This is a genomic window from Cohnella silvisoli (genome assembly GCF_021190915.1).
GTDB lineage: Bacteria > Bacillota > Bacilli > Paenibacillales > Paenibacillaceae > Cohnella > Cohnella silvisoli.
The window spans coordinates 95719-117062 of the sequence record NZ_JAIOAP010000010.1; the positions used below are offsets into that span (position 1 = coordinate 95719).

Sequence of the window (21344 nt, forward strand, 5' to 3'; positions counted from 1 at the left end):
ATCAACAACTTGAATGGGAGAGTGATAAGCATGAATTTTATGCAAACCGTGAAGGGCTCCATGCTGGAAGGCTTTTATCCTGCTGGTTGGGATATGGATAAGATAGACAGCTGCTGTTCCCATCCACCGGAGACAATCAGCGAACGCCAATCGTTCTGGCATAATGAATTTCAGCCGATTTCGTGTAACGAAGTCCAAGAGCTTGACGTGAAAATGGGGCATGAAATCGCTTCGCAAATCCGCCGCAGCAAGGTTGCAGGGCGGAAGGTTGCCTTTATTTTACCGGTAGGTCCGATGGGCATGTATAAGTGGGCGGTCTATTTTCTGAAGGAATGGAATATCGATTGTTCTCACGTTTACGGCTTTAATATGGATGAATGGAGCGACGGGGAAGGGCGAACGTTGCCATCCGATAATCCGGGTGCTTTCCAATACGCGATGGAGCAGGCTTTCTATGGACCGCTTGGTGAACTGACCGTACCTGTGAATCAGCGTCACTTCGCGACTTTGGAAACGTTGCCGACCTATGCGGATAAGATCGCGGCCTTGAAAGCGGAAGGCGCTGAGTTGATTACGGTTTTCGGAATTGGCCGGATGATGCATATCGCGTTCTGGGAGCCGCATTTCGGAGCGGAATTCGAGAACGACGCGGAATGGAGTAAACAAACGCATCGAATCGGCGCCCAACTTCATCCGCTTACGATCGAACAGAATGCCATTACGAGCTTTAAAAGCCGGACAACGCTGGTGCCATGCCGTGCCAACACGATCGGACCAGGGTTGTTCCTGCAATCCGACTACATCATCGGCGGCTGTGACGGAGCTTTAGGCCGTGGCATGCAGTGGCAGGGGCTGTCGCTTTGGACAACCTTGCGCCACGGACCGTACAGATGGCTTCCATCTACTTATATGCCTACATTGCCAGGGAAACTATTTTTCTTGAATGAATTGGCAGGTCCACTAGAGGCGGACGTTAACTAGCGGTATAATCGGATTATTGTTCGATTTATAGCCATTGGAGGCCTTTATGACACAGCTTCAGGAAATCGGAACTTATTCATGCGAGTACGTAACCTATGAGGACGGGGTATGGGATCGCGTCGCGCCTACCAGACTGGTAGATGTCGTAACCGGAGGAGCCGTCCAAGAGGAAACGCTGGTCAAAGCTTGTTGGGATCAAAGTGCCTTATACGTGAGATTCGAATGCGTGGACACGTACAGCGTCTCCCAGTATAAGAACAGGAAGGATCCTTTATACGAGCAGGACGTCGTGGAAATGTTCATCGACGAAGAGGGCGATTGCAAACGGTACATGGAACTAGTCGTCAGCCCGAACGGCGTGCTCTGCGACCTCATGATCACCCACGAGGACGAGAACGACCCTTTGAGCTTTAAGATCGACCGCGCGTGGGAAGTACAAGGCTTCGAAAAGATTATCGAGGCTAGCGGGGATCGGCGGACGTACACCTTTACGATTCCGTTCGCGAACTTCTCGCAAGCCCCGATGGGCGGAACGGAATGGAGAATCAATTTCTTCCGTATCGATGAGGAAGAGGGCGGAGAACGTCACTATCAAGCATGGTCTCCGACAGGAGTCGTGAATTACCATGTGGCGGATCGGTTTGGCAGGATAAGGTTTGCGGAATCTAAGGTAGATCGGTAATTTTTCATGTGTTGGAAAAGCCCCGTTTTCGGGGCTTTTTGCGTTGAGCTGGATTAACTATAGGAGATCATAAATGCATGCTGGCAGCGACTTTGGAGAGTTTGAGTTGGTTAAATTCTTCAGCGAAACGGGCTGTCTTGATGTTTGCAATACCACTTAAACTTGCGCCTGCATAGTTTTGGAATACTCCGACGGCGACATGCCGGTTGCGAGCTTGAATTGGCGGGAGAAATAATGAAGGCTAGCGTAGCCAAGCCGCTCGGCAATTTCAGTCATGTTGTACGTTTCCTCGCGGATGTGCTGCTTGGCCCGTTCTATCCTTAACCGCACGACGTATTCCGTTACGCCGCAGCCGGTATGGTCGCGGAATAAGGAGCGAACATACGATTTGCTCAGGGCGAATTCGGCGCATAACGCGTCAAGAGATTGATGCTCCTGGATGTGGGCGTCCAGATATTCGACGATCCGGTTGACGAGGTCGCGCTGTCCTTTCTCTGCAGACACCGAAGACAGCTTTGTCTTTGTCGGTTGAGCCTGATGGCGGCGGATAAGCCGGATCAGAAGCGCCTCTAAATAAATCTTAACGAGCTGCTCGGCGCCGAAATCCGGCTTATCCCTGCGAGCGAGCGGATTAAACGGAACATCGGGCTTTGATTTGGTGGACGTCTGGTTGACCGGGAGAAGAAACAGCTTGTCAGCTTCCTCCATCAGCAACGAGAGTTGTTGCCGTTCTTCGTTACCGAGACGGAGCGTCTTATGCGTGAAAAAGCGCATCGCCTCGGACTTGCAGCCGAACGCAACGATGAACGTATTCGGCGGCGTCTTGCGGTTGCATTTCAGGCTGTGAAATTCGTTCGGCGAGTAAAACACCATGTCACCTTGAGTTAGATGGAAGGAGGCGAAATCGGTCGTGATCTCAACCTCTCCTTTGTCTACATACAAGAACTCCCAGAAGTTATGCTGTTCTCCGCTGTATACATAATCTTTATTTAATTCGTTGTAATGAAAGGAGTAAATTTTATCAATCGAAATTTGCTCTTTCAGCTTGATAAACCGATAACGCGTATTCCCCATGCGCGACCGTCCTTTTCAACGCTTTTGTATTTCGCACCTTCATAGTAATTTGGGCGACTTGATATGTCAATAAAAGTGCAAACGAATTACAAAAGTGCAAATATAAAATCGTTTTCGCCAAAGCTTTTCATTCCGATGCGCCATTATGATTACGGGGAGAAACTGTTTCGAATCGATAGGAGGAAACAACTGTGGGAAAAATTCGCACGGCCGTTGTTGGATTGAACTTGGGGCTTGCCCACGCGCATGCGTTCAAGAAGTCGGAACGCTCGGATTTGCGCTGGGTGGTCGATCTGGATGAGAGCAAAGCGGCGAAAACGGCGGAAGAACTCGGTTGCAATTATACGACCGATTGGACGAAGATACTGGACGATGTCGATGCAGTGAGTTTGTGCACGCCGCATCATCTGCATGCGCCGCAAGCTCTTCAGGCGATTGCTGCCGGCAAGCATGTCCTGTTGGAGAAACCGCTTGCGAACTCGGAGGACGATTGCCTCAGCATCATCGACGCCGCCGATCAAAAAGGTGTTACACTCATGATGGCCTATGTCGTAAGGTACTTGCCTGCGATCCGGAAATTGAAGGAAGCGGTCGACAGCGGCAAGTACGGCAAACCGATCAGCGCCCAAGTTTGGGTGCAAACCTTCCTGAATCCGATGCCGGGGACATGGTTTGCCAGCAAGGAGAAGCTGGGCGGAGGTGTATTGTTCAGCCACGGCTGCCATTACATCGACATCTTGTTGTACCTGCTGGGAGAACCTGACCGTGTTGCCCAATTTGGAACGAGGGTCGGAACCGAATGGATGGAGGGCGAAGGGACGTCCCACGGGATTATAGAATTCAAAAGCGGCGCGCTTGCGCATTTGGTCAGCAGTTGGGGAATGAAGTACACAAATCCGCCAGCCTTGTGCCAAATCCATTTGACGGAAGGTTTGCTGCAATTGAGCAGAGACCTTTGGTCCATTGAAGCAATAACGGAACAGGGAACGACAACGTTGTTCGAGCGGTCGCCAGAGCTAGAATCGACTATCGATATGAATATCGCGTTCGAAATCGAACACTTCCTGCAATGCATTGAATCCGGCGACCGGCCCGAAACGGACGGATATGAAGCGCTAAAATCGCATCGGACGATCTGGGCGATGTCAAGCAGCACGGGAGTTCAAGTGAATTTATAAGACGAGAAGGAGGAGCAGAATATGACTATTAAAATAGGCATTATCGGCTGCGGACTGATGGGTTCTCTGCACGCCCGCACGCTGCATGCTATGCCGGGTGTCAAAGTCGCGGCCGTTCACAACCGGACGCGCTCTAAAGCCGAGGCGCTAGCAGCGGAAGTAGGTGCTACCGTATACGATTCTTATGAGTCGTTGCTGGAGCAAGATTTGGATGCGGTGTGGGTGGCGACTCCCGACCATCTGCACGTGGATGCTTCCAAGGCGGTTCTGGAGTCGGGCAAACATTTGTTTCTGGAGAAGGCGATCGCTACCTCAACGGCCGATGCGGCCAAGATCGTTGAGGCCGGCGCGAAACATCCACACCTGAAAGCGATGGTCGGCTATCCGCTTCGCTTCTCGCCCGTGTACAGAGCGATGAAACAAGCCGTCTCGCGCGGCAACGCCGGCAAACCGATTCAAGCTTGGTCGATGCGTACTCATTTTCTCGATCCGAATCAGCGGGTGTACGATAAATATCGCGATCATTATTACGATACGCCGAGTTGGTATTTCGATGATGAGACGGCGAAAGGGCCGATTTTCTCCCATGGATCTCACGATTACGATTTACTGATGTGGATGTGCGGCGAGATCGAATCGGTATTCGCATACGGGGGTACGTACCTGCTACCGCCGGGAAGCGTCGCGGATGCGTTTACCGTATCGCTTCGTTTCGCGAACGGGGGGATCGGACAGGTCAGCACGCCATGGGTGACCCGCGTCGAATACGACATCACTGGCGTGGCAACGGAAAACCTGACCGTGGTTAACAACAATGGGGAATTATTGGAGAAAGACGATGACGGACCCGGGCGGACTACGACCTTTGCGGACAATGATATGTGGTTTCGCCTGAACTCGCACTTTATCGATTGCATACGTGACAATAAGCAGCTGCTTATCTCGCTTGCGGACGGGATGCGCGTAGTTGCCGTTTCCGAAGCGGCTTACCGCTCGCTCAAGGAGCGCAGGGAAGTGCAGGTTGACTATACCGCCCTAGGAATCGCGACAATAACAGGAAGCAAGGTGCAGCCATGAAGCAAAAAGTCAAGCTGGCGTGCATGACCTGGATCTATAACGAGCATTCGTTCGAGCGGTCGTTGGGAAGCATCGCTCGTGCCGGATATCGCTACGTATCGTTCGGCTTGCCTCATGAGGGCAAGCCGGCTTTCGACGACGGCGCGGCGGGAGAAGCAACGCGGATCATCCGCTTGCTGGAGAGATACGGACTAAAGCCGGTGACGCTTGTCAGCACGGACGTCTTGGCTCCAGGCCGTCCGATTAAGCTAGCGCTGCAGCGGATGGCGTTCGCGCAAGCGATCGGCGCGCAGGAATTGCTTTCGCTCGGCACGACGAGTTACCGGAATTTTCCCGGTGAGCCGCTAACGGACGAGGAGATGAAGCCGATAAACGAAGCGTTTGCGGCGAAATTCCGCGAAGTAGGCGAGGAAGCGGGGAAGCACGGACTTATCGTCACGATCAAGCCGCATACGGGCAACACGGCATCGGCGAATATAATCGCCGATACGCTGAGAACCATCGGTTCACCGCATGTGAAGGCTTCTTACGATCCCGGCAATGTGCGCTTCTACGAAGGCATCGAGCCTTCAGCGGACTTACCCGTAATCGCGGAGCAGACCGTCTCGTTCATCGCGAAAGATCATAAGGGCGAGCGCTCGGAGGCAGACTTTCCTATCCCGGGACAAGGGGACGTCGACTTCCCGGCCATGTTCGCGACGCTGTATGAAGCAGGCTTCGCCGGCCCAGTCGTCGTGGAACGACTTGACGGCGCAGATGGAAGCTTCGGAGCCGGCATACCGATCAGCGTGCTGGATGAACGGGTGGCGAAGGCGCGGGTCAATCTCGAGCGGATGCTGCAAGAAGCCGGATTCGAAATCTAATAGATCATCCTAATCAGATATTAATGTTTTTAATCAAATCGTAATATTGTTGTACATTGCTGGATTCAATAGAATTAGCTTAGGTAATATGTTAGCGTTTTCAAAAATGGATTAACATCAAACACAATCAGGGGGACATGAGAGCATGGCAACAAAAATCCTAAGCTTATCTATCGTATTAACCTTGCTTATCGCTATTATCTCAGCATGTACGAACAGCAATAACAACGCAACTCCAACCAGCAGCAACGCAAGCGAACAATCCACGCAGCCATCGTCCTCAACTGCTGCAGAAGAAGGCTATAAGCCTACCAAAGATTTGGAGCTAACCATCTGGAATACGCAAGGTACGGATGTTCAAGCCGTGGACAGGCCGAAGGAAGACATCCCTGGCGAATGGCTTTATCAGAAAACTAAGGTAAAGGTCAAAGAGTTCTACGGGAACGGAGGACAACAATGGGAGCCGAAGCTTACGACGCTTGTAGCGAGCGGCAATCTGCCTAGTCTCGTTCTCACGCAAGCGGGACAAGGCCCTGCTCACCACGCTAAGCTGCATGAAGGCGATCTGAACTGGGAATTGACTCCGGAAATGCTGCAGAAATACGCTCCCGATGTCTGGAACAATGTGCCGCAATATGTATGGGACTCGATCAAAATAGACGGCAAGATCTATGGCGTTCCGTATAATTTTCGCGTGAATAAGGAACTGGATCCCGGACTGTCCGACGATATGGTGAATACTTTCAGCACGCTGAAAAATAAAATCGCCAGCGACATCCTGTTTGTTAGAGACGATATTCTGAAAAAGCTGATTCCGACGGCAATGAACTACGAAGAAGCGATGAAGCGGATCAAAGAAAAGAACGCTCCGATCGGCGACGACTTCGTATTGCCTATTAAAACCACGGATGAATATATCAAGTTTATGTACGACATCAAGGCTCTTGGGTTAAAAGAAGGTAACAATCCGGTCTATGCCAGCGGATATGACGGCGGCGACAACTGGATAGCCCTCAGCGTTCTTGGTGCTGAAATGATGGGCTACAAGGGCTATTTTTACACAGGCTGGTTGAACATACCGGAGAAGAAAATGGATTTCGGTTATTTGAACCCTGTCTTCAAAGAGGCGGGGAAAATCCAAAATAAGATGATCAACGATAAAGTCATCGATCCGGAATCGCTCGTTCACAATGCGGAGAAGTTCAAGGAAAAGGTCATGAACGGGCAGTATGCGATCGTTCCGGTATCGTGGATCGGACCGGTCGACCAAGTAAATGCGGACTTGGAAAAGGCGGGTAAAAAGTTCAGATACGTACCTTTCTATACGCAAGTGGCGCAAAGAGCGGAGTTCCCATCGTATTTGGAAGGGCCTCCTTCGTTCCTGGACACTTTGTCCATCTTGAAAACGGTTAATGAAGATCAAGTTCCGCAAGTTCTTAACTGGATCAATACGATGTTTACAGCCGAATGGGATGAAATCAGGTTCTGGGGAACGAAGGAAGCGGGCCTCTATGAGGAGCTTGCCGACGGAACGAGAAAGTTTAAAGATGCAAGTCTTCAGAAGTTCCTGATCGATGGCGATTTGACCGCGATGGATTGGAAGGATGCCAAAGGGTTGAACTTCAACAACATCCCTTACAGCGGGGGGACGCCAGGGTTCTGGTACGGCGTAGAGAAATGGGCGGATTCGGCCAGTACATTTAATCCTCTAATTCTAAATAAGCTTACGCGTTTCGATACATTGGGCAAAGCGCTTAAGTTCCCGGTTACGAGCCCGTGGGTGACGGGAATGGTGCCCGTTCCGAACGTGCAGTCCTGGTCGCCGGAATACGCTAATATCCCTGAAGTGCAGAAGCTCTGGTCGACAAGAGCGACATGGGATAATCCGTTCAAGATCACTTTAACCGCTAAAAACGAAGAGGAATTCAACAAAAAATGGGATGCCGCGGTAGCCAACTTCAAAAAAGTGATCGATGTGGACAAAATGCTGGAGGAGCAGACGAAAATCGTCCTTCCTCTACTGGAAAAACGGGAGGCTGCTGCTAAGTAAAGTTTCATGAAATCATCGGCATGGTCAACAGAAATTAATTCCGAGTTGTTCGGAGTCCCGGGGTGCGCAGCGCCTCGGGAATTCCTGATTCAAGGCAGAGACATGAAAGAAAGGCGGGTAAGGACCGATGACACCGCAATCGCATGAAATTAGGCTGGATCGCTTGCATCTTTGCACCTTCGAGCAGGCCCTCGGGCTTAGGAACAGAGGCTTCGAAGGTTACTACACGAATATGACCGTAACAATGGAGCAATTGCTGACTTTATTTTCCGATTACGGCATTCGTCCTGAGTTGTCTGTTGTGGCTCGCTTCGGTGAACAGCCCGTCGGGTTTGTGTTTCTGGCTTTCAAAACCGTAAACGGAGTCAAGTTGGCCTGGAATGGCGGAACTGGAGTTTTTCCGGAATATCGGGGACATGGGATTGCCAAAGCGATGATGGAGGAAGTGCGGCGAATTCTGGAGACTGAAGCGGCAGACCGGGCTTTTCTGGAAGTCGTAACGAAAAATACTCACGCGGTATCGGCTTACGAGAAAGGAGGCTTTCGTATAGTCGATCAAATAACCGGCATGTCATTGTCGGAGCCGTTGGTGCAGCTGTTCAGCGGAATGGCCGTCCCGGCTGGGGTGAGACTTAATTACGGGAATTGTTCCGATGCTGCCGCTATTCCCTTCTACCGTCATGAGGCGGCTTGGGATTGTCAATGGCACAATATCCGGGAAGGCGAGTCGCTGATCTTAACGGATTCGCGTAATGAAGTTATCGCTTATGCCTTGTTTCAACGAAAAAGATCAGCTGATGGTGCAATAAGCTCGGTGAATCTTTATCAGTGCGAAGCGGACCCTTTGCGCGCAGATAAGTCGGTATTATTCGGCATCCTGCTGCATCAACTGTTTGGGGAGTCTGATGGGGCATACGCGAAACAAGCCGTAAATTTGTCGATGTCTCATCCGGAGTTGATCGCGCTGCTCAAGGAAGCCGGATTTACGACCAATTATGAACAATATCTGATGATGTGGGAGAGGAAATAAGATGAAATGCGGAATGAGTGAGATCGATATTACCCCTCCGTTAGGGAGCGCGATACCCGGTTACTTCTATGACCGGAAAGCTACCGGGATTAAAGACAGGCTGTATGCCAAAGCGTTGGTTGTTCAAGCCGATGAGGGCGTCGTCGCAATTGTCGCTCTCGATTGTATCGACCTTACTTCAGCAATCGTAGCTGGTATTCGGGAACGAATTGCCGCTTTTACACCTATCCCCCAATCATGCATTATGGTATCGGCTACGCATACACACACTGGACCGCCGGTCATCAGCACTTCATTTTACGAGGCGGACGATCAGTATCTTTCATGGATGACGGAGCAGGCGGCGGATGCGGCTATTGCGGCTTATCAGCAGCGTCGGAATGCGCAGATCGGCTTCGGAGCGGGACATGAGCCGGATATCGCCTTTAATCGCAGATTTTATATGAAAGACGGAACAGTAAAGACAAATCCGGGTATTGGAAACCCGTTCATCGATCGTCCCACCGGTCCCATCGATCCGCAAGTTTTCGTGATGCGAATTGATGATGATCAGGGCAACCCGATTGGAGTTCTGACGAATTATGCGTGCCATACGGATGTTGTAGGAGGAACCGAATTTAGCGCGGACTATCCGGGCGAGCTCTCCTTCAGGCTGAAGCAAGAGCTCGGGGACGATGTCGTCAGCCTGTTTCATATGGGAACGAGCGGCAATATCAACCACGCCAACGCGATGGGAGGGACAGAAGCAGATTACGACCCGTCCCTTGCTCACTACAAGAAAATGGGCCGCATCCTCTCCTGGGAAGTGCTGAAGGTAAGGGAAAAAATCACAACGTCGACGTCCAAGCTGCCGCTCGCCGTAAAACAAACCGTCTTCCCGGTTCCATATCGGCTACCCTCGGAAAAGGATGTTCAAGCCGTACAGCAAATTCAACTGGGAGATTGGCCTCAAGCGATTAAAGACAATTTTGTTCAAGAGCTGCGGAAAGCGGCCAACGCCGAAGATACCTCGTTCGTCGAGGTCGAAATACAGGTAATCACTCTAGGTGAGTTGGCCTTTGTCGGACTTCCCGGAGAATTATTCGTCGAATTCGGTCTTGAAATCAAGGAAAAGTCTCCCTTTCCTTTCACGATCGTGAACGAGCTGTGCAACGGTTCCGCAACCGGTTATTTCTGCACCCGAATAGCTTATGAGCAGGGCGGATATGAACCGATCATTACCGGCCACAGCAGGCTTGCGATCGATGCTGGCGAAATCTTCGTTCAGCAATCACTCAAGCTGCTGCAAGATATCGGTCAAATTCGTGGATTTTTGGTATGATAAAAAATAAGCGCCAATGAACGGGGAGTTGAGCGAATGTTCTCCATCCTTATAGTTGATGATAATGTTTCCGATAGAGCTGGAATCATAGAGCTGATGGATTGGGAGGCTCTTGAAATTGAAGTTGCAGGTCTTGCGGTTGACGGACTGGAGGGATACCAGCAGGCAATCGAACGGCAGCCTGACTTTATTCTGACGGATGTCTCTATGCCTGTACTGGATGGAATTAAGATGACTGAAATGATTAAAGCCGAACTTCCGGATACTAAGTTCATATTCATGAGCTGCTTTGATGACTTCGAATATTTGAAGGATGCCATCAACCTCGAAGTGTATGGTTATATCCTAAAGCCGATAAATTTGGCAGAACTAACGAGTACGATCGAGAAGGTCATCAAGTTAAAGCAAGCAGAAATGGATAGAGCGCATGATGATCATATTCTAAGAAAACAAATCCAAGAGAGCATGCCGGTGCTTCAGGAGCAATTGATTAGAGACCTCTTATATGGGAAATTTGATAGCGAAGAGGATATCAGGCACCGGATGACCTACTTGGGAATGGATTTTACGGATAAATGCTGCTCGGTGCTTTTCCTGCAAATCGATAATTACGACTTGCTCTATGCGGACACTACGGTGGAAAACAAGCATTTCATGATTTATCGCGTGCAGAAATGCGTCGAAGAGACGATCATGCTTGAAATGCACGGTTACGTAACCAATCAGCTAAACAATAGCTTGGCTATTATTCTTATTCTAGATCTAGCAGAGCGTGCGGACGCGATAAATCGAATCGTAGAGATGGCCAACAGATGCAAGGAGTACGTGAATGATAAATTAGATATACCGATTACGATTGGAATAAGCGATCTTTCCACGAGTATCAAGCTGCTTCCCAAATCGTTTGAATCCGCGCAATATGCGGTAACCTCCAAGTTTTTCAGCGGCGGGAACAGAATCATCATGGCAAACGAAATACAGGAACCCGAGCGAGAGTTTCAATATAATATTCTGGAAATTAAGAGCAAGCTGGACTGGATCATCGAAAGCGGACAATCGCACGATATTGTTTCATTCATGGATAGACTTGTTGATACGAATCTGCATTATCCCCCTGCGTTTATTAAGAGTCTTACCTACTCGATTATTAACGTCGTGCAAACGTATCTGATCGAGAGAAATGAGAGCTTCGGCAGCATCTTCGGAGATGATCTGATCATATGGAGCAAGCTGCAGAAATTTGAAACGATAACCGACATCAAACAATGGTTGATTCATATTATCGATACGGTCAGAAAATTTTTCGAGAAAATAGACAGCGGACGTTATCAGAAAATCGTTGAAGATATAAAAAGGATCATTGAAGAACGTTATGCGGAAATCGAAAATGTTAGTCAAATCGTCAGCTCGCTCTATATTAGCAGCAGCCATGCGAATCTTATTTTTAAGCAGCAAACCGGGCATACCCTATTCGACTATTTGATTATTAAGCGAATGGAAGCTGCGAAGCAGATGCTGCTGGATCCGTATATTAAAATATATGAAATCGCAGAGAGAACGGGCTACAAAACGGCCTCCTATTTTGCTTCCGTATTCAAAGAGTACACGGGCTTAACCTCCAAGCAGTACAGGGATAAATACTCGGTCTGAGAGGGTGCGGCAGCATGGTTAAACAGAAGATTCGTTTCTTTTTTCCCGCCTCGACCATGAACAACCAGATTTTCAAAAACTTAATTATTTTCACCAGCATTCCGATCATACTCATTTCGATCTTTTTTTGCTTCTATACGTATCAGAAGTACAAAGGTGAATATTTGGACACGATCGGGATTCAACTAAATGAGAGCAAAAATTTAATCGATGAGATCCTAGTTAAATATATCGATAAAAGCAGCTATATTATTACGAATCAGAAATTGATCAAGAACCTCCAAAAAAACTACGGCAACGATCTGGAGCAAATGATCTATTTTTTCGAGGACACCGATGCGATGATCGGCGAGCCTTATTATGAAGACATTAAAAGCCCCTTCATCATTCATGCGGCCAATGAGACCTTATATGATGGTAAGTTTGTAGATAAACTGACGAATATACCATCGAATGACTCTATTGAAGAAGCCAAGAATTCTCCCGCCACGGACATTATTTGGAAGTCGGATCTAACCGTGAAAGACAACCAAAGTTATTTGACTTTTTATCGGAATATCGTCGATTTCAAAACTTCCATCGGCATTCTTGAAGTTAACATCCCCTATAACGTCGTCGCTTTGAAAATGGACACGATCGGCGTTCCCGATACGGGATTGATTCTATCCGCGAACAAAGACGGAAATATTCTGCATCTCAACAATCAAACCCGACTCGAGATCCCGAATCTGAAATCAATTACCCCGAAAGACTATTTGATCGTTAGCGACAGCTTAAAGGATGGGAATCAAATCATCGTTGCCATCCCGAAGATGGAAGTGAATAAGAAAACATTTCGAACCATCATGTTGGTGGTCGGTTTTTTCCTCATTTATATTTTCGTAATGCTGCTTGCTTCCAAAACGACCGCGCATCGGATAACGGGGAATCTGGAAAGCTTCATTAACAAAATCAAACGCAACGATCAGCTCCTTCTCAACGAGGAGCTTATTCAAATTTCAGGAACCGACGACGTGTCGATCATCAAACTTAAATTAAAAGAGCTTGTTAGCCGCTTGAACGAAATCCATAAAGAAGTGGTTGCCGTAAAATTGGAAAAAAGCTCTTTGGAAATCGAGCTGCTGCAATCCAGAATCAATCCACATCTTCTTTATAACTCCTTGTCGGTCATTAATTGGACAGCTTTAAGGAACAAAGACGGCAAAACGGTTGAGATTATCGATGCCATGACGAAATATTATCGAATCGCCCTGAGCAAAGGGAATAGTGTAATCAGCGTAGCCTCCGAGCTGGAAATGATTAAAGAATACGTGAAAATTAATGTTCTTGCGCATTCCGTCGACTACCTGCTGGTACTTGATATCGAGGAAGAGATATTAGGTTTCTATACGTCGAAGCACCTCATTCAACCGATTGTTGAAAACGCGATCCTGCATGGGCTTAACGGGAAAAGAGAAAACGCGATCGTGATGATCAAAGGTTATCGGGATTTACGCGATATCGTCTTCGAGATAAGCGATAATGGGCGCGGTATGAGACCGGAAAGCGTTAACGACATTATGAACTTAAATTTCACGGCGAGCTTAGGGGGATACGGGATCAAGAATGTCATCAAACGAATCCAAGCTTATTACGGGTACAACGATGGGATCGCAATCGAAAGTGAAGTGGGAAAAGGCACAAAAGTAACGATCCGAATTGAAGCATTAAACGAGGCTGAGCTTAATGAGAGAAGAGAGTTCAGGACGTTTGATGCGAGCTGAATGTTAACGCCGTCTGCACATGCGCAGACGGCGTTTTGTTAATAAGCAGATGTTGATAGATTTAAGCAATCTGTTGTCTTAATCGTACTTCCGCCTCTTTGTATAATGAATTTATATGACAACTGCAGAGAGGGGAACAGGACAAAATGCATAACCAGCTTACGTTATCTCAGAAAATAAGACGAAATAAGTTCCTCTATTTGCTCCTATCAGGGGCAGTACTATGGACGATTATTTTTTGTTACGTGCCGATGATCGGTATCGTGATGTCCTTTCAGGATTTCAATATTTTCAAGGGGATGTTCGGCAGTCCTTTCGTCGGATTTAAGCATTTTAACGCTATTTTCTCAGATCCTGTATTTGCCAAGGCGGTCGTAAACACTCTCTATTATAACTCTATTATTTTGATAATCGGCTTCCCGTTTCCGATTGTCCTTGCGTTGCTATTTAACGAATTAAAAGGAAGATTCTTTAAGCGATTCGTGCAAACCGTCAGTTATTTACCTTACTTCCTGTCCTGGATATCGGTCGTCGCTTTGTTCTACGCCTTTTTCGAGATGAGCGGGCCTTTTAACGACCTGAAAGAGTTTTTGGTCGGGCATGAAATCGAACGAACGAATATATTGATGGACCCTGACAACTTCGTGGCGATCCTGTTCGGATCTCATCTCTGGAAGAACATCGGGTGGTCATCCGTTATATTCCTTGCCGCAATCGCTGGGATTGACTCTCAATTATACGAAGCCGCCAAGATCGACGGTTGCGGACGGTGGAAGCAGATGATTCATATTACGCTTCCGGGTATCATGCCTACGGCGATGATTATTTTCATTCTTTCGTCCGGCAGCCTTGTCTCTTCGAATTTCGAACAGGTATACGGATTTCAAAATTTATACACCATGGAACAGACTCAGGTAGTCAACACATTGGTTTACCAGCTTGGCATTCAGCAGGGGAATTATTCCTTGGCCACGGCATTCGGTTTGGCGCAAGGCATCGTCTCGTTCCTGATCGTATATGGGGTCAACTGGATTTCCAAAAAAACAAGTCAAGTCGGAATATGGTAAGGGGGAGAGCTCATGAGAACAAGTTTCGGAGAAAAGGCGTTTCGGCTGTTTAATATCGTATTCATGATCTTTCTGTGCGTCATTACGTTATATCCGTACCTGAATCAGTTGGCCGTTTCTCTTAACGACGGACAAGATACTATTTTTGGCGGCATCACGGTGTTTCCGCGGGAATTTACGTGGAGCAATTATGAAACCGTTTTCTCGAATAGCAGCTTTGTCGGCTCACTCGTCATTTCGGGGGGCAGGGTACTGCTCGGAACTTTGCTCGGATTGATTCTGATTACGGGCGCGGCTTATGCGTTAACGAAGAAAAATTTGCCGGGGAGAAATTTCCTGATCTTCTTTCTCATTATTCCTACGTTCATATCGGGTGGACTCATCCCGCTTTATTTTCTGTACAGGTATTTGCATCTGATGAACAATTTCATGGTTTATGTTCTGCCGATGGCCTTTGTGTTCTTCTATATGATCATCGTAAGAACCTACATTCAGTCGCTTCCTAACGGCCTTGAAGAAGCGGCCATTATCGACGGGGCGAACGAAGTCCAGATTTTGACGAGAATCATTATTCCGTTGTCCATGCCCGTGATGGCTACCGTTATCCTGTGGTTGGCTGTGACCCATTGGAACGATTGGACGACCTCGCTCTATTTCATTACCAAGAAAGATTTGTACACCTTGCAGTTCGTCATGTACAAGGTGATCAAGGAAGCGGAACTGGTCAACGAGCTTGCGGTAACGCAAGCGAGAATGGGCGGCGGGGGGAATCAAGCGGTTGCCGTCACTCCCGAATCGATCAAAGCGGCGACGATCATCGTGGCGACTTTTCCGATCGTTGCGCTGTACCCGTTCCTTCAGAAGTACTTTATCCAGGGCGTAATGATCGGAGCTATTAAAGAATAGGCTGCAAGCAGGAGAGTTCTCCCTATCGCGGCAATTGGTCCGCTTGAGCGAAGGTTGAGCCGTGAGCTCTATTGCGATACTGCCTTGGGGATAACCCCGTCTTCTTGCGAAACAGCGCGTAAAAAAACTTAAGGTCCCGGTAACCGACTTGTTCGGCGATTTCTTTGATCGTCAGCGTAGTATGGCGGAGCAGTTCGGTGCTTTTCTTCATTCGGATGTTCTGCAGGTACTCGGTGAAAGATTGGCCGGTCGCCTGTTTGAACATCCTTTGCATGTAACTGGGGCTAGCGGGCAGAAGCTTGGCGATTTCGGCGAGCGTCAGCGGCCTGCTGTAATTGTCCTCCATATATTCAAGCGCGGAGCCGAGCTGAGAATTGGCGGGAAGCGCTGAAGCGAGATTGAGCTCGAGCCGGTACAGATAAACGAGTAATTTGGTCAGGAGCGCATATAGGCAAGACTCATAACCGGGTTGTCGCATGCGGTATTCCCGGTGCAGGGCTTCCATGCCGATTCGGCCTTCATGAAAGGCATCTTTATACCGCCGGTAAGCTTGCGATTGTCCGGTCAATAAGGTCAGTGTGCCCTCCGGAAAAGGATACGCTAGGAGTAGTTTCTCCGGTACCGAAACGTCGAAAATACAGTTATAGACGATGAGCTCGTCTTTCGCGGCTTCGGAAGCAGGACGATAAACGTGCCGGGTTCCGATGGGGATGATGAATAGGTCTCCTTTTTCCACGAAAATTCTCTCATCGCCAATATAATGGTAGCCCTTCCCTTCCGCGACGTATTGAATTTCCACGAAGTCGTGAATATGGATAGGCAGGGTGAAATATTCGCGTTCCCTTGTCACGTACAAAGGAAAGTTGGGATCCCAGAGGGTACGGCCTTCTAACGTATGCGGGGTTGAATTCATCGTGATCGATCCTTCATTTTAGGATGTGATTGCCCTATTAATAGCACAGATTGCCCCCTATATACAAGGGAAAAGCGTATGTTATGCTTTGGAAAAATGCAGGGAGTTGGCGAACATCAATTGGATAGCGGATTGGATTTGGCGTTCACGGCGTGTTCGGGTCAATGATTTTGCTTATTTTCGCAAGGAGTTTGCGGTTCAAGCTTCTCTTATATCTGCGCAATTGCTCGTATCGGCGCACAACTCGGCGTTTGTTTACGTCAACGGAACGAAGGTGGGCGGTTACGGCTCTCCTGCACCCACGAACCCATGGAAGCGGAAATATTATTTGGTTTACGAGATTAGCGGACAACTGAATGAGGGGCTGAATTGCCTTACCGCAGATGCGCATTACCTTGGAGGCAGCGGACAGAATTACGTTAACGGGTTGCCCGGATTCCGGCTTGAGCTTCATCTTACTTATACGGATGGATCGAAGAAAATCGTCAAGACGGACGGTTCATGGGAAACTCTGAAGGATATGCCGCATAAGTCGGGGACTCCCTACCAACAAAATCGCAGGGTGTCCGCCATAGAAGAATATGATGCTAGGAAATGGGATCAAAAGTGGCGTTATGCAGGTTTGAAGGATGATGTAAGCAATACCTCCAAAGCCAAGAAGGCGAAAATCGGCCGGGACGAGTGGCTTATGGTGGAGCAGCAGATTCCGGAAGGCGCCATCGAGGAAGAAATCCGGCTAACGAAACTAAGTTCGGCTTTCGAAGAGGGGGACCCTTCATTCCCGCAGGTGTTCGATGTCGGAAGAATCGTCTCTGGATGGCCCAAATTCACGCTGAAAGGGATCGAAGGGGCAACGATTCGTCTTCGGTACTCGGAGGATTTGGACGAGAACGGCCGCGTGAAGCATAACGTGTGCAATGAGCATTCGGACAATTATTACGATCAATACACGATGCGGGGCGACGATCAGGAAAGCTGGCAGCCGGATTTCTCCTACAAGGCTTTTCGTTATGTCGAGGTAACGGGTTATCCTTTGCCTATCGAGGAAGGGAACAGTCTTACGGTGTGCCTAGCCTATACGGCGATGCCTTACGTGGGAAGCTTTAACAGCTCTGACGAGAATCTTAACGCCTTATACGAGGCGTGCATCCGAACCCAGAAAAACAACACGTTGGGTCAGACGGTCGACTGTCCTCACCGCGAGCAAGCTCAATATACAGCGGATACGGATTTGCAGGTGGAGACGCTTTTCTATAATTTCGATGCTTTGAATGTGATAGAGAAGACGCTAAGCGACTTCACGGACGCGCAGCTGGAGGACGGTACTTTTCCTTTCGTGACGCCTACCAATTACGAGCATCAGGATTTTAACTTGCAGATTCCGGAGTGGGATTTGCATTACGCGACTCTACTATGGAAGTTATATCAAACATCGGGCAACGTTAAGCTGCTGGAAACCTTCTTCGAAACCGCGCGTCGGATGGTGGATTACTTCATAGGGCGATTGGACCCAGTGTCGGGACTTGTCCCGCTGGATAAGGGCTGGCACATCAGCGATTGGCCTTATCCGTCTGTGGAACATAAAGGCGACTTTTTAACCGTTCAGCAGGTTAAGCTCGTGCAGGCTTTAAGAATCGTTAGCGATGCTGCGGCGCTAATCGGCAAACAAGTTGATCATAAGGCATACAAGGAACACGCGGCACGGCTAAGCGATAATCTTGTCCGGAATCTGTATGATCGGGAGCTCAAGCGATTTAGGGACAGCTCGGAATCATCACAGATGCATCAAGGCGTTACGGCTATCGCTTTATACGCGGACTTAGTCCCATCGGCCGATCGCGAAGCAGCCGTTGCATACGTAGCGGACAAACAATGGGAATGCCGGACGGTGCTGTCGTTGCCGCTTCTGAGAATGTTGTTCGAGAACGGGCGCGAAGCGGAAGCTTATGCGCTGCTCAGTCGCAAGGAATATCCGGGCTGGGGCTATATGATCGCGCAAGGCGCGAAGACGATGTGGGAAGGCTGGGAAGATATCGAAAGCCATTCCCATGCGTGGAACGGCTATCCGGCGAGATTGCTGCAAGAGTATGTTGTTGGAATCAAGTCGGAAGCTCCGGGATTCGCGAAAGCGGTTATTCGTCCTTATATGCCAGACGACTTGTCGTTCGCGGAAGCCGAAGTGTGGACACCTCATGGGACCTTATTCGCTCGTTGGGAGCGTTTAGCAGAACAAGGCGGCGTCCGAATCCGGGCTCGTATTCCTGCGGGAATGAACGCGAGACTTGCAGTCAAACTGCCCGCGCGGAACGTTGTGATGGAGCTTGCGCCAGGGGAACGCGATTTGATTTTCGACTAACCGTCATAGGATCAGGAAAAAACATAGGAAACACGTGGGGTCCGGCCTCTCGCGTTTCCTATGTTTTTTCTTATGTCTAGTTTGATTTCAAGGGAACTGGTAAAGTAAAAAGAAGCAGCCAAACCTCTAGCAGATTAAACGAGAATAGAAAGGGAGTTACCAACGGCATGGGGTCATACGTGAACATACAGCGGCTTGAAGCACACTCTAATTTATTGATCGACAGCTTTTATAGAGCGACAGGTCGAACGTTATTGGAATATAATCCTAAGTTGCAGTCGGCAGCTGCAGCGACTGCGTTGTTCGAGGCGAACTTTGTCCTTTTGTCCCACGGAACGGAGCCGGATCCCATATTGAATTATGGAAATAAAGCTGCTTTAAGGTTATGGGAGATGGATTGGGAGACGTTTACCTCAACGCCTTCGCGCCTAACGGCAGAACCGATGGAAAGAACGGAGAGGGAGAAACTGCTGAACGAAGTCAGAAGACAAGGCTACTCCGATGGGTATACCGGCATTCGAGTATCCAGCAGCGGTACGAGATTCGAAATCAGAGATGCTGTGATCTGGAGCGTCGTAGACGCGGATAATCAGTATCAAGGACAAGCGGCTATGTTTAGGGAATGGAAGCGCGTCTAGATAGCGACCTCATCGGGGAAGGAGCGGGGACATGAAGCGGACAAGCATACGCCTGCGGTTGATGCTGCTCATGATTTGCCTGACGACGCTGCCGGTCATTACGGTGACGTGGATCGCCACGAACAATACGAGGGATTCGGTGGAGAAGGAAATCATCAACGCGAACGAGTCCCGGATGCTGTGGGCGAACCAGTATTTGGACGAACTGATTCAACAGATCGATATCCTTTTCTATACTCTGCAGATTAACGAGCCGCTGATGACCGGATTAAATGATAGCGAGAGCACCGATGTAGGCGTCCAGTTCAAAACGCAAAATTACATCAGCAGCACGCTGAAATCGGCTTTTTACGCAAACTCCCGCAAGATAGACCTCCTTACTCTTTATAGTCATCTCAGCCAAAAGGCTTTTTCGGTTAATTACGTAAGCAGCGGCATCGTATCCTCTCTCGATATTTCCGGCGGAGTTTGGAGCCGTATGCGGCAGACTCCGCTCAATATGTACTTCAAGCAGTCGGGAAAAGGAATCTATGCTTTCCATGGCATCTATCGGTTCCCTGACCAGAAGCTGCTCGGAGGTCTTTCCGTCCGCATTAATCGCGATGTGTGGGAGGAAGTCGCGCGCATCCTGAAGTCGGAGCCGGAAAGCTCCGTATTCCTGCTTAACGATGAAGGCGAGATGTTATCCGGTTCTACCGAATCGGGTTACTCGCAGGAAATTCAATCGCAAATCGAAAGCCTTAATATCGGCAATTCCGAGCTGCAATTCACGAGTACAGGCAACTATTTCTATTTTATGAAGAAAGTAAACGATGGATCGTTGACGGTTGTCAAAGCGGTTCCTTCAGGGACGGTAGCCAAGAGCGCAAATGCGACGATTAAGGCCGGTATCGTGACGGGAAGTTTGTTCGCCGCAGCTTCCGTCCTGCTGTCCATTCTCGTATCGCTTCGAATCAGCCGACCGATCGTAAGCCTCGCTAAGACCATGCGCAACGTGCATATTCATAACTTCGAGATCAAATCGGTGCAAAGCCATGATGAGATCGGTTTGCTGGAACGAGGGTATAACTCCATGATGCAGCGTATCAAGGAGTTGATCGAAGACGAGTACCAGCGGGAGATCGATGTCAAGAACGCTCAGCTGTCGGCTCTTCAGGCCCAGATTAATCCCCATTTTCTCAATAATACGCTGCATCTTATCGGGGGAATGGCGCTCACCAAAGACGCTCCCGAAATCTATAAAATAACCCAAGTGATCGGAGAACTGCTCAGATATTCCATTAGCACCGATGGGGATAAGGTTCCGTTGGAATTCGAAATTAAGCACATGCGCAATTATTTGTTCATACAGGAAAACCGTTTTATAGGCCGTTGCAATGCCATTATTTCGATTAACGAGGATGCACTTGAGGGAATGCTCCCCAAATTTACGTTGCAGCCGATTGTGGAAAATGCGTTCGAGCACGGGCTTCAGCGTAAAGAAGGAGCTTGGACGATAGAAGTGCGAGTGAAACGCATAGGCAACCATATCGCCATTCTGATTAAAGACGAGGGCGTAGGTTTCACGAAGGAAAGACTGGAACAGTTGCGAATGGAGCTGTTAAGCGGATTATCATCGAAAGTCGACAAATCGGAGCAAGACGAGCCGCGCAGAAGAAAAGGAATCGGCCTGAAAAACGTCGATGCCCGGCTGAAACTTCATTTTGGTGCGAAGTACGGCTTAAGGATAGTTAGTAACGCTGGACAAGGTACTATAGTCATCATCAAACTGCCGGTATCGGATAGGGGGGCATAA

Annotated in this window: 17 protein-coding genes; 15 read left to right on the forward strand and 2 right to left on the reverse strand. The window is 48.8% G+C overall.

The genetic code is table 11. The annotated features are described in order from the left end of the window. Positions 1–30: 30 nt before the first annotated feature. A complete protein-coding gene (locus K7P76_RS18770) occupies positions 31–981 on the forward strand; it encodes a sugar phosphate isomerase family (RefSeq protein WP_232186838.1) in 951 nt (316 codons plus the stop codon). Positions 982–1027: 46 nt separating this feature from the next. Further along, positions 1028–1663, forward strand: a complete 636-nt coding sequence (locus tag K7P76_RS18775) for a carbohydrate-binding family 9-like protein (protein ID WP_232186839.1) — start codon at positions 1028–1030, stop codon at positions 1661–1663. A 156-nt stretch (positions 1664–1819) separates the two neighbouring features. Here the strand turns inward: K7P76_RS18775 and K7P76_RS18780 are convergent, their stop codons facing one another. Continuing rightward, positions 1820–2737 carry an AraC family transcriptional regulator gene (locus K7P76_RS18780; RefSeq protein WP_232186840.1) on the reverse strand — a complete coding sequence of 306 codons (918 nt, stop codon included), beginning with the start codon at positions 2735–2737 and terminating at the stop codon, positions 1820–1822. 191 nt (positions 2738–2928) lie between these two features. On the opposite strand from K7P76_RS18780, the gene K7P76_RS33490 reads away from it, so the two are divergent. The 10 genes from K7P76_RS33490 to K7P76_RS18830 all read left to right on the forward strand — a co-directional run bounded on the left by K7P76_RS33490 (position 2929) and on the right by K7P76_RS18830 (position 15642). Beyond that, entirely contained in the window at positions 2929–3915 is a 987-nt protein-coding gene (locus K7P76_RS33490) for a Gfo/Idh/MocA family protein (protein ID WP_232186841.1), read from the forward strand. Positions 3916–3936: 21 nt separating this feature from the next. Next, a complete protein-coding gene (locus tag K7P76_RS18790; RefSeq protein WP_232186842.1) occupies positions 3937–4992 on the forward strand; it encodes a Gfo/Idh/MocA family protein in 1056 nt (351 codons plus the stop codon). Beyond that, entirely contained in the window at positions 4989–5855 is an 867-nt protein-coding gene (locus K7P76_RS18795; RefSeq protein ID WP_232186843.1) for a sugar phosphate isomerase/epimerase family protein, read from the forward strand. Before K7P76_RS18790 ends, K7P76_RS18795 begins: the two co-directional genes overlap by 4 nt. Before the next feature lie 145 nt (positions 5856–6000). Next, positions 6001–7905, forward strand: a complete 1905-nt coding sequence (locus K7P76_RS18800) for a type 2 periplasmic-binding domain-containing protein (RefSeq protein ID WP_232186844.1) — start codon at positions 6001–6003, stop codon at positions 7903–7905. Between the two features lie 127 nt (positions 7906–8032). Continuing rightward, positions 8033–8935 (forward strand): GNAT family N-acetyltransferase, encoded by a 903-nt coding sequence (locus tag K7P76_RS18805; protein WP_232186845.1) that lies wholly within the window; start codon positions 8033–8035, stop codon positions 8933–8935. Between the two features lies 1 nt (position 8936). Beyond that, positions 8937–10256, forward strand: coding sequence for a neutral/alkaline non-lysosomal ceramidase N-terminal domain-containing protein (locus K7P76_RS18810; protein ID WP_232186846.1), 1320 nt, complete (start codon positions 8937–8939; stop codon positions 10254–10256). A gap of 36 nt (positions 10257–10292) precedes the next feature. Then, entirely contained in the window at positions 10293–11906 is a 1614-nt protein-coding gene (locus K7P76_RS18815; protein ID WP_232186847.1) for a response regulator, read from the forward strand. Between the two features lie 14 nt (positions 11907–11920). Further along, positions 11921–13669: a sensor histidine kinase gene (locus K7P76_RS18820; protein ID WP_232186848.1), complete on the forward strand. Its 1749-nt coding sequence runs from the start codon at positions 11921–11923 to the stop codon at positions 13667–13669. 146 nt (positions 13670–13815) lie between these two features. Next, entirely contained in the window at positions 13816–14736 is a 921-nt protein-coding gene (locus K7P76_RS18825) for an ABC transporter permease (protein WP_232186849.1), read from the forward strand. A gap of 12 nt (positions 14737–14748) precedes the next feature. After that, positions 14749–15642, forward strand: coding sequence for a carbohydrate ABC transporter permease (locus tag K7P76_RS18830; protein WP_232186850.1), 894 nt, complete (start codon positions 14749–14751; stop codon positions 15640–15642). 22 nt (positions 15643–15664) lie between these two features. Here K7P76_RS18830 and K7P76_RS18835 read toward each other — a convergent pair whose 3' ends face one another. Further along, entirely contained in the window at positions 15665–16555 is an 891-nt protein-coding gene (locus K7P76_RS18835; protein WP_232186851.1) for an AraC family transcriptional regulator, read from the reverse strand. A 106-nt stretch (positions 16556–16661) separates the two neighbouring features. On the opposite strand from K7P76_RS18835, the gene K7P76_RS18840 reads away from it, so the two are divergent. From K7P76_RS18840 to K7P76_RS18850, 3 genes are all read left to right on the forward strand, one after another. Next, positions 16662–18911, forward strand: a complete 2250-nt coding sequence (locus K7P76_RS18840; RefSeq protein WP_232186852.1) for an alpha-L-rhamnosidase — start codon at positions 16662–16664, stop codon at positions 18909–18911. A gap of 167 nt (positions 18912–19078) precedes the next feature. Further along, positions 19079–19549, forward strand: a complete 471-nt coding sequence (locus tag K7P76_RS18845; RefSeq protein WP_232186853.1) for an MEKHLA domain-containing protein — start codon at positions 19079–19081, stop codon at positions 19547–19549. Positions 19550–19580: 31 nt separating this feature from the next. After that, positions 19581–21344, forward strand: coding sequence for a sensor histidine kinase (locus K7P76_RS18850; protein ID WP_232186854.1), 1764 nt, complete (start codon positions 19581–19583; stop codon positions 21342–21344).

Bases quoted from the DNA above. Each gene is read 5' to 3' on its own strand.
- K7P76_RS18780 (WP_232186840.1), bottom strand. From the start codon at position 2,737: ATGGGGAATACGCGTTATCGGTTTATCAAGCTGAAAGAGCAAATTTCG.
- K7P76_RS18850 (WP_232186854.1), top strand. From the start codon at position 19,581: ATGAAGCGGACAAGCATACGCCTGCGGTTGATGCTGCTCATGATTTGC.
- K7P76_RS18790 (WP_232186842.1), top strand. From the start codon at position 3,937: ATGACTATTAAAATAGGCATTATCGGCTGCGGACTGATGGGTTCTCTG.
- K7P76_RS18825 (WP_232186849.1), top strand. From the start codon at position 13,816: ATGCATAACCAGCTTACGTTATCTCAGAAAATAAGACGAAATAAGTTC.
- K7P76_RS18795 (WP_232186843.1), top strand. From the start codon at position 4,989: ATGAAGCAAAAAGTCAAGCTGGCGTGCATGACCTGGATCTATAACGAG.
- K7P76_RS18810 (WP_232186846.1), top strand. From the start codon at position 8,937: ATGAAATGCGGAATGAGTGAGATCGATATTACCCCTCCGTTAGGGAGC.
- K7P76_RS18820 (WP_232186848.1), top strand. From the start codon at position 11,921: ATGGTTAAACAGAAGATTCGTTTCTTTTTTCCCGCCTCGACCATGAAC.
- K7P76_RS18845 (WP_232186853.1), top strand. From the start codon at position 19,079: ATGGGGTCATACGTGAACATACAGCGGCTTGAAGCACACTCTAATTTA.
- K7P76_RS18835 (WP_232186851.1), bottom strand. From the start codon at position 16,555: ATGAATTCAACCCCGCATACGTTAGAAGGCCGTACCCTCTGGGATCCC.
- K7P76_RS18770 (WP_232186838.1), top strand. From the start codon at position 31: ATGAATTTTATGCAAACCGTGAAGGGCTCCATGCTGGAAGGCTTTTAT.
- K7P76_RS18815 (WP_232186847.1), top strand. From the start codon at position 10,293: ATGTTCTCCATCCTTATAGTTGATGATAATGTTTCCGATAGAGCTGGA.
- K7P76_RS18805 (WP_232186845.1), top strand. From the start codon at position 8,033: ATGACACCGCAATCGCATGAAATTAGGCTGGATCGCTTGCATCTTTGC.
- K7P76_RS18800 (WP_232186844.1), top strand. From the start codon at position 6,001: ATGGCAACAAAAATCCTAAGCTTATCTATCGTATTAACCTTGCTTATC.
- K7P76_RS18830 (WP_232186850.1), top strand. From the start codon at position 14,749: ATGAGAACAAGTTTCGGAGAAAAGGCGTTTCGGCTGTTTAATATCGTA.
- K7P76_RS18775 (WP_232186839.1), top strand. From the start codon at position 1,028: ATGACACAGCTTCAGGAAATCGGAACTTATTCATGCGAGTACGTAACC.